This window comes from Nostoc sp. (assembly GCF_036917315.1).
GTDB lineage: Bacteria > Cyanobacteriota > Cyanobacteriia > Cyanobacteriales > Nostocaceae > Nostoc.
Genome location: NZ_JBALDR010000048.1, coordinates 18,559 through 34,902, shown reverse-complemented (window position 1 = coordinate 34,902; position 16,344 = coordinate 18,559). Strand labels below are relative to the sequence as shown.

General features: G+C 40.6%; 13 protein-coding genes. 5 read left to right on the top strand and 8 right to left on the bottom strand.

What is annotated here, in order from left to right:
• Positions 1-703 precede the first annotated feature (703 nt).
• A complete protein-coding gene (locus V7K84_RS21475) occupies positions 704-2,053 on the bottom strand; it encodes a hypothetical protein (protein ID WP_334840991.1) in 1,350 nt (449 codons plus the stop codon).
• Between the two features lie 459 nt (positions 2,054-2,512).
• Entirely contained in the window at positions 2,513-4,435 is a 1,923-nt protein-coding gene (mnmG, locus tag V7K84_RS21470) for a tRNA uridine-5-carboxymethylaminomethyl(34) synthesis enzyme MnmG (protein ID WP_334841488.1), read from the bottom strand.
• Positions 4,436-4,816: 381 nt separating this feature from the next.
• On the opposite strand from mnmG, the gene V7K84_RS21465 reads away from it, so the two are divergent.
• Entirely contained in the window at positions 4,817-5,686 is an 870-nt protein-coding gene (locus V7K84_RS21465) for a D-alanyl-D-alanine carboxypeptidase family protein (RefSeq protein ID WP_334840990.1), read from the top strand.
• 181 nt (positions 5,687-5,867) lie between these two features.
• Here the strand turns inward: V7K84_RS21465 and V7K84_RS21460 are convergent, their stop codons facing one another.
• On the bottom strand, positions 5,868-6,845 hold the full coding sequence (locus tag V7K84_RS21460) for a water stress protein WSP1 (protein WP_334840989.1): 978 nt from the start codon (positions 6,843-6,845) through the stop codon (positions 5,868-5,870).
• A 977-nt stretch (positions 6,846-7,822) separates the two neighbouring features.
• Positions 7,823-8,185, bottom strand: coding sequence for a hypothetical protein (locus tag V7K84_RS21455; protein WP_334840988.1), 363 nt, complete (start codon positions 8,183-8,185; stop codon positions 7,823-7,825).
• Positions 8,186-8,441: 256 nt separating this feature from the next.
• Between V7K84_RS21455 and V7K84_RS21450 the strand changes: the two genes are divergently transcribed.
• A complete protein-coding gene (locus V7K84_RS21450) occupies positions 8,442-9,488 on the top strand; it encodes a DMT family transporter (protein ID WP_334840987.1) in 1,047 nt (348 codons plus the stop codon).
• 283 nt (positions 9,489-9,771) lie between these two features.
• Positions 9,772-10,464 (top strand): DUF2996 domain-containing protein, encoded by a 693-nt coding sequence (locus V7K84_RS21445; protein ID WP_334840985.1) that lies wholly within the window; start codon positions 9,772-9,774, stop codon positions 10,462-10,464.
• Between the two features lie 80 nt (positions 10,465-10,544).
• Here the strand turns inward: V7K84_RS21445 and V7K84_RS21440 are convergent, their stop codons facing one another.
• Complete coding sequence (locus V7K84_RS21440) at positions 10,545-11,042, bottom strand: TM2 domain-containing protein (RefSeq protein WP_334840983.1); 498 nt, start codon at positions 11,040-11,042, stop codon at positions 10,545-10,547.
• A gap of 501 nt (positions 11,043-11,543) precedes the next feature.
• Positions 11,544-11,696, bottom strand: coding sequence for a hypothetical protein (locus tag V7K84_RS21435; protein ID WP_334840982.1), 153 nt, complete (start codon positions 11,694-11,696; stop codon positions 11,544-11,546).
• A 46-nt stretch (positions 11,697-11,742) separates the two neighbouring features.
• On the opposite strand from V7K84_RS21435, the gene acsF reads away from it, so the two are divergent.
• Positions 11,743-12,819 (top strand): magnesium-protoporphyrin IX monomethyl ester (oxidative) cyclase, encoded by a 1,077-nt coding sequence (gene acsF / locus V7K84_RS21430; protein ID WP_334840981.1) that lies wholly within the window; start codon positions 11,743-11,745, stop codon positions 12,817-12,819.
• A gap of 190 nt (positions 12,820-13,009) precedes the next feature.
• Here the strand turns inward: acsF and V7K84_RS21425 are convergent, their stop codons facing one another.
• Positions 13,010-14,224 (bottom strand): type I restriction endonuclease, encoded by a 1,215-nt coding sequence (locus tag V7K84_RS21425; RefSeq protein WP_334840979.1) that lies wholly within the window; start codon positions 14,222-14,224, stop codon positions 13,010-13,012.
• 780 nt (positions 14,225-15,004) lie between these two features.
• On the opposite strand from V7K84_RS21425, the gene V7K84_RS21420 reads away from it, so the two are divergent.
• Positions 15,005-15,517, top strand: coding sequence for a hypothetical protein (locus tag V7K84_RS21420; RefSeq protein WP_094348271.1), 513 nt, complete (start codon positions 15,005-15,007; stop codon positions 15,515-15,517).
• Between the two features lie 108 nt (positions 15,518-15,625).
• Here the strand turns inward: V7K84_RS21420 and V7K84_RS21415 are convergent, their stop codons facing one another.
• Positions 15,626-16,207, bottom strand: a complete 582-nt coding sequence (locus tag V7K84_RS21415) for a thioredoxin family protein (RefSeq protein WP_334840977.1) — start codon at positions 16,205-16,207, stop codon at positions 15,626-15,628.
• Positions 16,208-16,344 lie beyond the last annotated feature (137 nt).

Here is a 16,344-nt window from a genome sequence, read left to right as displayed (position 1 = left end):
CACCTGATTTTCTGCTTATTATTGATTAAACGTTGTGGTCTTTCACTGATTTATGAGATAATTAGACAAAATTTCCAGCTATTTACAGTAAATAGTTATTTTTTTTATTGACAGAGCGATGTCTACGACTAGACTACGCCTAAACATTTGGGTTAATAGCAGTGTAGCGAATGCGTAATTCTTAAGCTAGAAAAGCAGACAAATCCAATGAAATTTGATATTAAGCTAGGGAGTTACCCAATTTTAGATGTCCGTTTTGAGAAAAACCATTATTGGGTGAAGGGTTATGCAAGTACTTTTTAAAAGGACAAAACTATATCATCACTAGATGATTTAGTTGAAACTTATTTTAATAAAGATTTAACAACAGTATTTACACAAGTTGACATTGAAAGTATCAAAGTTACTGAAATCAATCGGCAAATTCTCAAAAAAGTAATCCTTGCTCAAGAGTTACTAGAGTCTGCTGGAGGTAAAAGCGATCTTGCTATCAATAAAGCTGATAATATTAAAACTATTAAGGCGCGATCGCATTAGCTAGGCTACATATCAGCAGGCAATCCTAACAGTGCAGATAGAGACAGAGAACTATTTGACGCAATCGAATTATTTCAATCAATTATTGCTGGTCGTAGTACTGTTAATGGTGATAGATGAAGTTTAATCTTTAAACTCTCCTCAATCATGCAGTGGGTTAAAAAATTTATAGTTTCTGTCCTGCATAAATCGATCGCACTTCACCATTACGTCGGATGACTGCTTCGCCATTACTGACATCTACTAGTGTCCAACCGCTTGAGCCGATACTTTCGCCCATATTGATGCGGCGAGTCACACCATCAATTTTAAACAAAGCGGCAGATTTGTTGCCCAACTCTAGCAATCCCTCTAAGGTATTACTCGGAGCAACTGCGATCGCAGTTGCCGGATATACTTGTTCTTGGGTAATAGTTGGTTCTGACTCTGGTGCGAGTGCAGCACGCAATGGAACTACTGGTAATGCAGGCAGAGGTTTGGGTGTTTGGCGCACGCTAATGGGTGCAGTTTTTGCTGCCACCGGTTTGAGTTCGGCTCGTACAGCCGCAGCTAACATATTGACAGTTACAGGCTTGGCAGCTTGTCGAACTGTATTCAGGGCAGTTTTCACAACATTAGGTTGAGATACCCGTAACGCACTGGCAACTTGTGGTAAAAGTGTGGGAGTCCCCGGAATGGCTGGAAGGGCGTAGCGCATTGGTGACGGCGCTTGATAAACGGGGACATAGATACGCTCAACAACACTTCCAGAACGATTGGGGGCTGGTGGTGTATTATTAGCTAGAAGTGGAAGTGCTGGTAGATTACCAGTTACTTGTTGGCGACCAAGGGCTATTTGGTTAGTATTTGCCTGACTGGAGAATCCTGGATAGAAAGATTTTTGATTGCTTTTTGCTCCTTGCTTATCTATAACAGCCAGCGCTTGGAGCATATAGTCAACTAACTCTGCCTCTATTTCTGTTTTTACTGGCAACCGTGACTGCGATTGCGGTAATAGAAGCGCTGACTCAGGCAATTTGTTATTTAAAAGATATACGACTCCAGACTGCACTAAGTAGATCGTGCTAGCGATCGCCACGCCTAAAGTTGTTCCTACAATTAGCAGTTTGCCCAAAACCGAACTAGTTTTCTGACGCTTTCTACTAACTGATTTAACAGTAGAGGTGCCAAATACAACGGTACTCAATTGCTTGTGGTTATCCTGAGCAACTGACTGTACTCCTTGGTTCAAAGTAATCTGTGGTATCGTAACTGTTTGCAGAGGAACGTATTCTGGAGGCGATTGGCGTTGAGCTTGGGCGGAAACTCCAGCAACAGAGTGGCTCGATCTGTTCTGACTACTGTGCCTAACAGTTTGAGAAGGTAGATTACCACTAGCATCCAGAATGTAGTCGATATCGGCAAAGAGTTCATCCATTAGGCCATCAGCATAGTTTTCTATCGACCAAGGCTCGTTGGTGATTAAGTCTTCTGATGGTTCTGGTACTATGAGACGGGTGCTGGCTTCTTGTAACATAGACGTTCTGGGTTGTTGCTTGGACGAGGAAACGCCACCCCTACTGCCTGGAAATTAGGATTATCAGAGAAGGCAATAGGTAGAGGGCAGTTCTTACTGAAAGAAATAAGTATGAATAAAAACTTTAGTCCTGGGTGATTACCCTGTTTAAAAAGAAGAATTGTATTGAGATGCATTGGGCAAGATACAAACAGAGGAGCCGCTCCGCCTCCGGTCTTGCGCCAATCCTATGCAGTTGTGCGTGGGTTACTCCTGCGTGGTTGTTGAGCGTAGTCGAAACACTGCCTCCTGAATAATGAAACATCCAATCCCCCATCTGATTGAGATAAGTTGATTGAGTGTTGGTATTAAACTCAACTTTCATCTGGGGATTGTTGATGATGACACTACTAATGTTTATGTCATCTATCATACCAATCTCTCTTCCTACTACTATACTCAGTCTTTATCAAGCTTGTGTTAAGCTAACGCTGGAAACTCCGACTGGCTCTTGCTTCTACGCAATTCTAGATATAATAATAAGGCGTTAATATCGGCTGGGTTTACACCACCTATACGTGCAGCTTGACCAAGGGTGAGTGGCTTTATGTGAGTTAGCTTTTCCCGTGCCTCTTTAGAAAGAGTATCAATTGTTGTGTAGTCTAAATCCCCAGGTAACTGACGGTGCGCTTGGCGGGCAATTTGGTCAATTTGATTTTGTTGCCTAGCAAGATAGCCAGAATACTTGATGTCAATTTCTGCGCCTTCTTTCTCAGCTCGGTTGAGGTTGGGGTTTCCCAGTCCGAACCTGTCGAGATCGACGTAATGTAATCCTGGACGCCGCAACAAGTCATTGAGGGTAATCGAACCTTTAATTGCTTGTTGGGTATCAGATGCGATCGCTATTCCAATTTCATCATGTTCTTTAACTCGTGTGGCTTGCAATCTTTGTTTTTCTGTGGTGATATTACCCTGTTTTTGAGTAAACATATCCCAGCGGCGATCGTCAATTAAACCAATCTCCCGTCCCAAGGGTGTCAGGCGTTGGTCGGCATTGTCAGAACGCAATAGCAATCGGTACTCTGACCTGCTGGTGAGCATCCGGTAAGGTTCCCGTAGGTCTTTTGTACACAGGTCATCAAGTAGCGTCCCAATGTAACTTTGCTCGCGGGCAAAGACAATCATTTCTTGAGAGCGAACAAATCGAGCGGCATTAATTCCCGCCACCAGCCCTTGAGCAGCAGCTTCTTCATAACCTGTGGTGCCGTTAATCTGCCCTGCACAAAACAGTCCGGCAATCTTCTTAGTCATCAGTGTGGGGTAACACTGAGTTGCTGGTAAATAGTCATATTCCACTGCATAAGCGGGACGCAGCATCACACATTTTTCCAAACCGGGGAGAGTGCGCAACATTTGCAGTTGCAAATTTTCTGGCAACCCTGTAGAAAACCCTTGAATATAAAGTTCGGGTATATCCCTTCCTTCCGGTTCAATAAAGATTTGGTGACTTTCCTTATCGGCAAAGCGGACAATCTTATCTTCAATACTGGGACAATAGCGCGGCCCTTTGGCTTCCACCCAACCGCCATAAACTGGCGACAGGTGCAAATTTTCTTGAATCAGGCGATGGGTTTCTGTGGTTGTGCGGGTGATGTAGCAAGGCATCTGTTCCCGTTCTACCCAAACATCTGGGTCAAAGCTAAACCAGCGCACATCTTCATCGCCTGGCTGGATGAGCATTTTACTATAATCTACCGATCGCTTGTCTACCCGTGCTGGAGTTCCAGTTTTAAGTCTGCCGGTTTCAAATCCCAGGCGATTTAGGGTTTGTGTCAATCCTTCCGCTGCAAATTCTCCAGCACGTCCGGCTGGCATTGATTTGTTACCAACCCAAATTTTGCCGCCCAGGAAGGTGCCGGTTGTTAAGATGACTGCTTTACATTGGAACCCTACACCAAAATAAGTTTCAACGCCGATAACTTCACCGTTAGCACCCAGCACTAAGTCTGTTGCCATACTTTCACGGATTGTCAAGTTTTCTTGATTCTCAACAATATTTTTCATCACCGCTGCATATTCGCGCTTGTCCGTCTGGGCGCGTAATGCCCAAACAGCAGGCCCCCGTGAAGAGTTGAGGATACGTTTTTGCAGATAGGTGCGGTCTGCTACTTTACCAATTTCCCCGCCGAGTGCGTCTACCTCATGGGTCAACTGGGATTTGGCTGGGCCACCTACTGCTGGGTTACAAGGTTGCCAAGCGATTTTATCCAAGTTGAGCGTCAATAACAGGGTACGACAACCGAGGCGTGCAGAGGCGAGAGCTGCTTCGCAACCGGAGTGACCTGCACCGACGACTATGACATCAAAAGCGTCTTGGAATTCAACGGAATTGTGCATGGTCATACTTACAGGATCGGCAAGCTTAGAGTTCTTTTCAATTTTAACTGTTCCAGTGGTTTCATGGATGTAACTTTCTAATAAAAAAGTTATCAAACTTACTAGTACTCAATTAAAAGCAAGGTTCCATTTTTTAAGTTTAGTAGTAAGGTGAAAAATCTCATTTTTTAAAATTTGTGACAACGTTCCGGTTTGTCGATCGCAGCTATTGTTCATATCGTTAGCCAGCATAAATTAATTTATAACTGGTTTGTATTAAATATTTTCTCTAGTTTGGATTAACCGATAGTTCAATGTCGACAAATTATCTGTGTTTTAAGTCATGAATAATCAATACTAGCTAAAAGTTTTTTAATTTTATTCTTGTTCGCTAAATAATTATTAAATATGAAACTCACCCTCAGAAATCAAAAAAATATTACTAGATTTATTAGAAAGACAAGTTTCATCAGTATCGTTATCTTGATGATTTTTGTATTAGTAGCTAGCAATGAGATTACCCACCACAAAGTTGCTAGAACTGCTCAACCATTACAAGAATGCTCGCTCAATAATTCATTACCTTGTATAGATACCTCTAAAACAACATCAGAACCATTTATTCCCGATCCAAAATTAGATGCTAAACAGCGTTTTTTATCTGCGATCGCTAGAAAATTACCTACAATTCCCCAGCCTGATACTTATGAATATACTTTGCTGCGAAGCTATGGTGCGGTATTCGTAAATCCCGATATTGGAATTAAACTACCGCTAAAAAATATCTTTGCTAATGAACAAGAAACCCAAGAGTTTCAAGCTACTTTAACAATGGGTCATGTTGATAACACTAACGACTGTTACTTACAAAAATCGGCGGCTGATGCTTTAAATAAAGCGCGAGTCCAGCAACAAATTCCGCTAAAATCTGGTTATGGTTCTGGTGATTGTACTCGCACTTTCAATACTAATTTAAAATTTTGGAATAAATATGCTAACAATCAAGTCTTAGCAAAAGTTCAACAGGGTAAAGAAACAAAAATTCTCGGTTTAGTTGCACCGCCCGGAACTTCACAACATGTCTGGGGATTAGCAATTGATTTACGCGTAGGCAGTAAAGAACAGAGAAAAGCTCTTAATCAAAATGGTTGGTTTCAAACTGTAGAAAATGATGTTCCACATTGGACTTATGTGGGTTTATCTGAAGAAAGCTTACCTCTGTTTGGTTTTAAAAAACAAGCTATTCGAGGTATTATCTATTGGATTACACCACTATAATTGTGTATACTAACTTAAAGATTAAAATATCTGTTTAATAAAATTAAAAATAAAAACCCGGTTAGTCTTATCTGCTAAAGCAGAAGTACTTTAGCAGATAAGACTTTTTTCATTTTTCGCTTCTTCAACTCTTGCAAAAGTACTTTTTACAAGAGTTGAAGAAAGAGCATCTTAACGACTGTTATTCATTCGCAATTGCAAAGCCTTCATACTGAACGGGTTGTGATGCCAAAGCATTTGGTAAAGTAACGTTACCAATTAAGGTGGCAGTTGCAAAGCCAGCGCCATTAGTACCTGTGGCACTACCTAAACCTAGACCTGATGCAGCAAGTTCATCTTGGTAGCCTGTGATCTCATAGACAGCACCAGTTTCCAGCCAACCGATCAATCTTTGAGAACCTAAGTTAGTAAATGACAAATCAGAATCTGCGTTGACATTCAAAGGTTGTCCTGAAGAATTTCTCAGAGCAATCGGCGCAGATAGCTGACCAGTGAGTAGATCGACTTTATAAAGATTGTTGCCATTTCCATCAGAGGTATGAAAATCGCTAGCAAAAGCGCGAGTTCTACCAGGATTGAGATTGTCGATAGCTAATCCATCGGCAAATTTTCCAGGGTTAGTAGGTTGAGTTCCTTGTATTTGTGCAGCAGTAGTAGGTGCGCCAAAAGCGTCTACAAGGCTAATAGTTCCAGGATTACCTGTAGTAATTTTATAAAGTGAGCTTCCTACTGGTTCTCCACCAAGATTAGCAGTTTTATTTCCTGAAATGTTGTACAGAGCATTTTGTTGTTTACTAAAGCCAGCACCTGACTCAAATCCAAAACGCACTAGGTTAGATGGTGTACGAGTTGGTGAGACCTGGGCTGGAGCAAAAGGCTGATCTACATTATTAACGATAATAACAGGACCTGGATTATTTGGAAGAGCAGTAGCCCGTGCTTCGTTAACTGCACTTACCCTTCCGGTAGTGGGGTTAGTTGCCAAACCCTCTAGATCTGCGTTAGCAACAGTACCTGCAATATTGACTGTACCTACTTTTGTAGGGGTAATAGAACCTTTAGGGCCAGAAGGGATTAAAAAGCGGTAAACATCAAGTTGCTTGCCATTACTAGCGTTGCCGTCACGATCCTCTCCAATGGTATAGCCGTAAAGAGCCATGAGAATTTTCTCCTTATTGAAACCTGTTAAACTTTTGAGAACACTCTAAATATGCAAATTGCTATCTGACTAAAAGCTTGTACGACACAAACAAAGCTAACTTTGCTAGGCTGAGATTTAAGATTAGTTTGCGTTATCTTACTTTGCTTATATAGCAGAAAAATTTGCAAAGCCGAAATACTAATTACTAAACTTTTGACTGTAAACAGGCTAGCAAAACTTAACTCAAGATTGTTGGAATTACTATTTGTTCAAGTTGTGAAATTAGGATATGTGAGAACTTGATGTCAGATTTAGAAATCTCAAAACTACATCTAGCTACAGGTTCACACATTTTTTTGAACCCATTATTTCCAAATTTGATTCCAATTAACCAAGAGTTAAGGATCTTAGATTTGCCCATTAAAAGTCAAAAATTAAGGTTATAATCTGTATTTGGAGTTATCTTAACAAGAGTGTATTTGAATAATATTAAGAATATTTTTTCTAATCATTAAGGTTCAATATGATCTTGGTTAAGGTTTAGTTTTTGCTGAGTTTTTTGGCTGGATTATATGATTTTTATATTTTTTCAAAAAAGGAAAATCATTGACTACATTAATCTGGAACTGCTACCAATTACCTATGAGGTAGCATAGAATAATTGCTTTAATAGCTATTAAACAAATTTGATTCGCAGGCGATCGCTTTTAAAAGCCTCATTGTAAAATACCTGGAACGAAAATAATTAAATAAGAGCTTAATGGCAAAATAAAAAAAGATTTCATGTTTTAACTTTTCTATTTGACCTGATTCTTCCAGAAACTTAATAAATTTTTGAGAAGGACTAAATCAGACTTTTTCTCAAGCGTAAACGCACAGCATAAAGCCGGAGACATTTCCGTGACTCCGGGATTTTCTTCGTATATTGCAACCTAGATACAATCAAATTGCGACTCTAGTTTCAGCAAAATATTAATTAGAAAGTGGATTTATTATTACTTCACTTCGCTAGGTTCAAATTTAGTTATCTTACCTTTTTTAATGGCAACAATCACATCGTAATGCGAACAGTAAGCGAATGTGACATCATTAGCTTTGTTATAAAGGTTAACTACATGACCTGCACCACCTACCTGGATACCGATTGGTTCCAAGTCAGCAAAAAAGAAACGACGCAGTTGATCGCCACTACCAATTTGACCCTTACTCTTAGTAAGCAAGTCTATTTTTTGTGCTACAGACATTTCTTCGGCTGCTGATGCCTGTACTAATAACGGATTGATCGCCTTTAATGGTACGTCCCAAACTGTGAAAAAACCAACTAAGGCTACGCTTGTAAGTAAGGGTGCAAGTTTCATTTGTTTCTTCTCTTCTTTGTTTTATCCCGAACATCCCAAGCATCTCAGGTGGCAGTGAGAGCTTATTGAAACTAAGCCACTATTTTCATGAATTTATTCCTTGAGAAAATTTAGTTAATTCTCAGCATTCTCTCAGCTAATCATGGTTGCTCAAAGTCACAGGATAATTTAAGTATTTTCTCAACAAAACCTCATTTTGAAGTGCGTGAGGGTAACTTAATATGATGAGCAATGCTTTCATTGCAGTGATGTTATTGTGACTAGATCCAAAAGACCACATCGCCAAATCTATAGAATTTCAGGACAAACATATCTCTGGCTAGCAATGCTAATTTTTGGAGCATCTAGCGCTGTTACCAGGAAACTAACAGAAATTGGTGCTCAACATTTTATCGGTAATCGCAATCCGATTTCTTTGTGTAATGTTTTATTCGTGGGAAATCTTTGCGCTTTGATACTTCTGATCCTAATCTATGGGCGGCAGTGGAACACAGCTACTTTGAAGCAACTCTCAAGGAAGGATTGGGTCAGTCTAACGGCAGTAGCTATTTTATCAGGAGCGTTAGCCCCTGGTTTAATTTTCCAGGCACTGGCACTTACAGGGGTGAACAATGTCATCTTGGTAGGACGTTTGGAACCACCTCTAACTTTGGCTTTATCAGTCTGGTTATTGAGAGAACGGGTAAATATTTGGGAATTTATTGGTGCGATCGCAGCTTTTGTTGGCGTTATCCTAACTATTATCCTTCAGCCTGCAACAGAAACCATGATGAACATGGGAGGTTTCGGTTTAGGAGTAGGGGAACTTTTAGCCGCAGCTGCATCTGTAGCCATAGCCGCTTCTACGATTATTAGCAAAAAACACCTTTCGCAGATTCCTTTGGGAATCTATAGCATCTTTCGGACTGCACTTGGAACTGTAATCTTTTTCTTCATTGCTTTAGTCCTCTATGGCAAGGATCATTTTGCTGATGTCCTCTCACCATTCTTGTGGCAGTGGATGTTTCTCTATGGCGGGTTGATTGTGGTGGTAGGCCAGTCTTTTTGGGTTAAAGGCTTGAAAACTTCCACTGTATCTACAGCTTCCCTAATTAGCTCATTTGGCCCAATTGTGGGAATTATAGCAGCCTATTTAATTTTGGGTGAAGCCCCTACCCGACCTCAATATATTGGCGGTAGCTTGATTTTAGGAGGTATATTCTTGAGCCAAGTTGGCACCAGGCGTCAGACTGCTAGCAGCACGGTAAATTCTACTCCAGCAAAGCAACAGGTAGAAACTGGTATGGGATTCAAAGGGATTTAAAGGATGAAAATTCTAGATCGCTAAAGATGTGATTTATTGCCATCAAGACAAAAGACTGAATATTGTAGAGACGGCGATTCATCGCGTCTCTTGCCTTAACCGAACAGTATTGCAAGTAAACGACCCATCCCAAATAAATTAAACCCTTGCGGTATATAAATTACAAATTACAAATACAAATTACGAATTCTGCACAGCGGTAGTAGTATGTCAAAATAAAAATACCCGATACATCAAGGTGAGCGATCGCTCCCAAAGCTAGATTAAAGGATTGACCTGAGCAATGGCAGACCCAACCAATCACAATCAAGCGGGAGAAGTAGCTCCCAGCACTGTTGACAAGCAAGCTCCCAGTGTGGCTGAAGAACACGCTCCTAGTACAGACTCACCCGAAGCCACAGATATTCCTACTGCCAACGCGCCAGATCCTAAAGCCGCAAACCCCGAAGATAATCCCAATGCTGCTAAACCAGCTGCATCACCCAAGCGAGAAAAACCCGCAGCCGCAGCTAAAGCCGCAAAAGGAGAAAAACCCGCTGCTGCCGAAGCAACAGAAGAAAAACCCGCCGCAGCTAAAGCCGCCAAAAAGGAAAAAGCCCCATCTGTTGAAGATAAGCCATTTGTAGAATTCATTGAGCAAGACTACTTGCCAGCTTTACAAAAAGCGATCGCTCAAAAAGGTGTGCAAGATTTACAGGTGTCTTTTGCCAAGCAGAAGATGCCAATCACTGGCTTTGAATCCGCTGAAGAATGCTGGCAAATTATCGGCAGTTGGTCAGAAATTGGTAAGCGTCAGTTTAACCTGTATTTCCCCGATGAAGATATTCAAGGAAAAAAAGGATTTTCCTGTAATGAAGGCAAAAAACCTAGCACTCTTGAGTCATTCTTAATCGATGAGCGCAAAATTACCCTCGATTTGTTGGTATATGGCTTAGTTCAGCGCTTAGATGGTCAAAAGTGGTTAGGTAGAAATTAGTCATTAGTCATTGGTCATTGGTCATTAGTTTTTAACAAAAGACAAAGGACAAAGGACAAATGACAAATGACTAATAATAATTAAAGTTCGTGGAAATGGTAGGTAACGGCTCCAGTATTGGGGTCGTTATCAATTTTTACATAACCTGATTTGTACATCTCTTTGAGAGTAGCTTCCACTTCAGCAAAGCTGGCTCCTGTAAACTTTACGCCTTGAGTGACAGTTAAAAAACCACCCTTGCTTTCCGCTGCTTCAATCAGTTTCATCATCAGTTGGTTGCCTGTTGGTCGGTGGACTTGAGAAGCAACTACAGCTTGATTCAACGGCACACCAAAAGGAGATACACCCGCCTTTAATCTCAAGTTGTGTTCGTATTCGTTAACCATATTGGGGATAAAGAATAAATCCACGAACTGCCCTATACCAAACACACCACCAGTCAACAGCCATAACAAACCAGTTCCGATCTTGCCATTGTAGAAACGCTGCAATCCTCCCACCCCCATAAATCCGACTGCACACAAGATATAAGAGACAAGAAGTCGGTCTTTCTGCTGCTGATTGTTTTCAAGATTCATCTTGTTTTCAACCTTTTGGATTTACTCTTGTTGTTTAAAATGGTTTTCTTGGACTGTTTTTTATACCAAGTGCTAATAGCTAGACTTACATCTTGCACTAGTTGCTTTCTAACAATTTTCGTAATAGACACTGCTGTTCTGATTTGAAGTTGTGGGCACTGTCTAATCTCCAATTATTGAGAAAGGTGCAAAAAATAACTAAAGTACTTAGATTTTTTCAGTAATTATGCTAGTCATGGATTGTTAATTTTAAGATGCCCAACGTATTAATAGAACCCTATAAATTTATTGTAGTAACAACTAGAGAAAATTACTGAGATAGTAGTGCTTTGAGAATCAAGAGGTGAGTGCTACTCCACTTGAACGAGATAATGCTGATTGCTGAACTATATTTATTTGACTACCAATCCGCGATTTTTGATTCCGTAAATATTGAATGATTGTTGCAACTCTTAATGTTTTGCTTAGAAATTTCTCACCCGCACCTTGGTAGACTGAACTTTATACAATTGGATTATTGTGGGCTGTTACGGTTTGCCAGAGCATTTCTGGTGAGATAGTCCGGTCTTCTTCCAAATGGAGAGGATAGCGCCAACGGGGTTTCCCCCATAAGGAACTGCCGCTACCGTAGCGGTAGGGACGTAGGAGCGTCACCCGAAAGGTCTACTTAAGATAATAAAGACGAAAGAGAAATCAAGACATGGTAGATTCCCTCAAAAAACCAGGCTTTGAAGAAATCCGGCCAGGGATTAAAGTCCCGGCAAAAGAAACCCTGTTAACACCTCGGTTTTATACTACCGATTTTGATGAAATGGCACGGATGGATATCTCCGTCAACGAAGACGAGTTAGAAGCCATTCTCGAAGAGTTCCGCACTGACTACAACCGCCACCACTTTGTTCGGGATGCCGAGTTTGAACAATCCTGGGATCATATTGACGGGGAAACTCGCAAGTTGTTCGTTGAATTTCTAGAACGTTCTTGTACGGCAGAGTTTTCCGGCTTTTTGCTGTATAAAGAACTTGGCCGTCGCTTGAAAGGAAAAAGCCCTGTTTTGGCAGAGTGTTTTAACCTGATGTCACGGGATGAAGCGCGTCACGCTGGCTTTTTGAACAAAGCTTTGTCGGACTTTAATATGTCCCTAGATTTAGGGTTTTTGACTAAGAGTCGCAGTTATACCTTCTTTAAACCGAAATTCATCTTCTACGCTACTTATCTTTCTGAGAAGATCGGTTATTGGCGCTACATCACCATTTATCGCCATTTAGAAGCACATCCCGAAGATCGGGTTTATCCAATCTTCCGGTTCTTTGAGAACTGGTGTCAGGATGAAAACCGTCACGGCGATTTCTTTGATGCGATCATGAAATCTCAGCCGCAAATGTTGAATGATTGGAAAGCACGGCTATGGAGTCGCTTCTTCCTATTATCAGTGTTTGCGACCATGTATCTCAATGACATCCAACGCAAGGACTTTTATGCCACCCTTGGATTGGATGCGCGAGAATACGATATCCATGTAATTCAGAAGACCAACGAAAACGCAGGTCGGGTATTCCCACTGATGCTGGATGTAGAAAATCCAGAGTTTTATGAGCGGTTGGATGTTTGTATAAGCAATAATGAAAAGTTGGGTGCGATCGCTAAGTCCAACACTCCCAAATTCCTGCAAATCTTCCAAAAACTGCCGCTTTACATCTCCAATGGCTGGCAGTTATTGCGCCTGTACCTGATGAAACCCATTGATACTGTTTCTGCTCAAGGGGCAGTTCGTTAATTAGATAACAGGTTTGTTTGCGAAAGCTTTGGTGGTTCTGCTGGTTGCAGAGCCACTTTTTTTGTCCTTTTTCCAAGCCAATGATTACCAATATGTCAAGTAATTAGTACTGCGATCGCTAATTTACTGTTAGGCAAAAATCGGAGATAGTTGGTTAAATGTAGTTTTGTTTTGTAGTAAATACCTTGAGTTAAGCTGATTTTTCCATTCTGATTACATCTGGAATCAATATTTGATGCTTGGCTGCTTCTGCCTCGTAACATCTGAGAATCAGTGATGTCAGCTTATCTAAATCACTGACAGAAGAAATAATTACTTTTGATGCGGCATCCCCCAGAGAAGCTGATACTTCCTGCACTTCAAAGTTTGAAGCTAGAGACTTTACTTCATCTACACTTAGTCGAGTAACAAAACTTTTTTTCTGCGAAGATAGATACAGCCGCAGAAACCACCAAGTACTTTTGCCAACAAGATTGATACCAAAGTATGAAACAGTATCTTTGTATTGGAGTTGATAATTGTAACTCGTTGAGGTTTGCGTAATTGTTTTAATTTTTTCAAAAGCTTCGATTTCTTCAGCAGTTGTTACTACTTTTGATTCTTGAGGATCTGGTTGTATATCCCCTGCTTCAATATCTATGTCTATTGGAGGTTCAACAGGCTGATCTATTACTGGAGTAAGTGAGCGAGTCATTAACTCTACTAAACTTCCCTGAATCGACTTTTTAACAATTGGTTTGAATTTATCAATAATTTTACCAGTAATTCGACCTTTAATTTCATAACTAGGAGCAACTGTACCAAGTTCAGTCACTAAAAAGCGAACAAATTCTTCAGAAGGAGAACGTAAAAGATTTCCTAGAAGTTGAGTCATGCCTTTTACATAAACCATTTCCTCAGCATGGTTGGTAATAGCTGTAACCTCAAAATTATCACGGTGAAAGAATTTGAGGTTATCAATATCTTTGGTATCATATTCCAGAATGTTAAAAGTAAAAAATGGCTCCTTGTCCATGACATTTGTTTCACGCAAGTCTGTAAAAAAACGGTATTCAATACCGTTAGTGACGATAGCTACTTTTGTTGTCGAAAGTGCATTAAAATATCTGCTCAATTGTCCATCATGTGCCTCAGCTTTTTGACCACGAGCTTTTGCTTCTACGAGCATAACTTTAGTACCGTTAATAGCTAAGGCGTAATCTACCTTTTCAAACTGCCCTGCTTTTTTGATAGCAAAATCTGCCACGTATTCTGGTATCACTTCACTAGGATCGTAGACATCGTAGCCAAGAACGCTCAAAAAAGGAACAATCAGTGCCATCTTAGTAGATTCTTCACCAACAACTTGGTCAGCCCGCTTACGCACTTGTTCAGATAGCTTGGTAATATCTTCAGTGAATGCCATCTTGCTTGCTCCTGGTAGATTAGTGAGTATTGATAGGTCTTTTTTGTAAAATAAGAGTGATTGTAAGGTGACGTAGTACATTTGAATTGAAAGTGTTAGTGCGATCGCCTTTCTTATCACTCCTATAAAAGTATTCCCAAATAAGTACCAGCCTGTAACACTCATGACTTGTTCACAGGTGCAATAGCATCGGTAATGAATAAAAACAAATCAAAATGATTTTTTATGAAGCTTCAGCCTCTGCGAGATGCGCAATGGGCAGACCAAAATATTGCTGAGTGAATGAATTTTACTTTTTACTCAGCAATATTTTGGTGAGAAAGGTTTTCGTGAGTTTCTACGGATATAACAGAAGCCGACATTAGGATACACTGGCATTTGAATACACCGGAGGTTCATCAGCGACTTAGTTTGTCGCTTCTGGTGACTTCCTTCCTAGTATCCTATTAGCTTTTGGCTGTATGAAACTTACTCTAATCTACGGTAAGTCTCCCTGAAGAAGGTTTTTAGCATCTAAAACGACTGCCACTGTTTTGAGGCTATAGCCTTAGAATATTTACAAGCTTTACTTACGAATTAGCTCTCTCTAGAGAAAAGTAGCATTTTTACTGTGTAAGCTGACATTCTACCTGTTTCATCCAGATTTGTGTAGCTTATTAACAAATCAACGGATTCATTAATATTAAGCCTGCTTTACTATTTAGTTTCTTAGCCCGACCTATTAGACAGCTAGAGTGTTCATTTCACTTTGTTCAATAGCTTTTAGCCCTTATCGCTCCCATGCTGACCCATCACCGCAAGCCCGTGTGCTTATCACTTATTTCCACTGACCTACCGATCTGGTCTGTTGTCGAAACTGCCGCGACATTGTATCAAAAAGATACCGATCGATTTCATTTACTGATGACCGCACCGCCTTTAATTAGCTGCGAAGTAGAGAGTGTCATAAGTCCAGAAGACACACTTCCTCAAAGCAAGAGCAAAGCTTACGCCCCTAACAGTCCCAGAATATTGTGGCTGGAGATTTCACCTTACCGAGTCATCATGACTATGCAAGGTAACGCTCAAGTGAGTTACCGTCACTTTTGGGAACAGGGTGTTTATGGCATTAGTCGCTATTGGTTGCCAACTGAGTCATTGCAACCTAACGATCCGATTCGTTTACGAAATTTTACTCGTAGCCTAACTCTCAACGGACATCCTTTGCCAGAGAATTTGCGCCTGGAATATGAATTGTGGGCAGAAAAAGTCCAATTAGGATGCTACATACTGAATTTGGAAATTAAACATTGATAAATGTGGGGAGTGAAGAAGAGAACAGGGTACAGGTTACAGGGTATAGATTATTTCCTATCACCTCTCCCCTGTCACCTCTCCCCTAATCTAAATGCCCAATCCCTCTTAACCAAAATAACTGGGTTGGTTTCCTGGTTTCCATTTAATATTGCAACCAACACTCGGCTTTTGCTCACTTGGAACAGGTTTACCCGCTAGCACTGCTTCAATGGCTGCGCGTAAATCTGCACCTGTTACAGGTTTACCGTTACTGGGGCGGCTATCATCTAATTGTCCCCGATAAACAAGTTGGCGTTGATCGTCAAATACAAAAAAATCTGGTGTGCAAGCTGCTGTGTAAGCCTTCGCCGTTTCTTGGCTCTCGTCGTAGCATAAGGTAAAATTTAACCCTTGTTCTGTGGAAAATGCTTGTAACGACTCTGGCGCATCATCTGGGTAATTTTTTGCATCGTTAGCACTAATAGCAACGATCGCTAAATCACTTGTAAAATAATCTCTTCCTAACTGCACTAATTCGTTTTGGACGTGTTTTACAAACGGGCAATGCCGACAAATAAACATTACCAATAGTGCTTTTTTATCTGCAAAGGTAGAAAGTGAAGTTGCCTTTCCAGATACTACTTCCGGTAGATTAAAATCTGGCGCTTTAGTGCCTAGTGGCAACATAGTTGAAGTAGCTAAAGCCATAGTTCACCCAATATTTTTACGCTGATAACTAACGGCTTTTGTTATCAGTATATTTTCACTCTAGCACTAAGTTTTCCATAAAAATAAGAGACGGTAAATTTACCATCTCTTACATTTTTTGAGATTTATTTTAAATA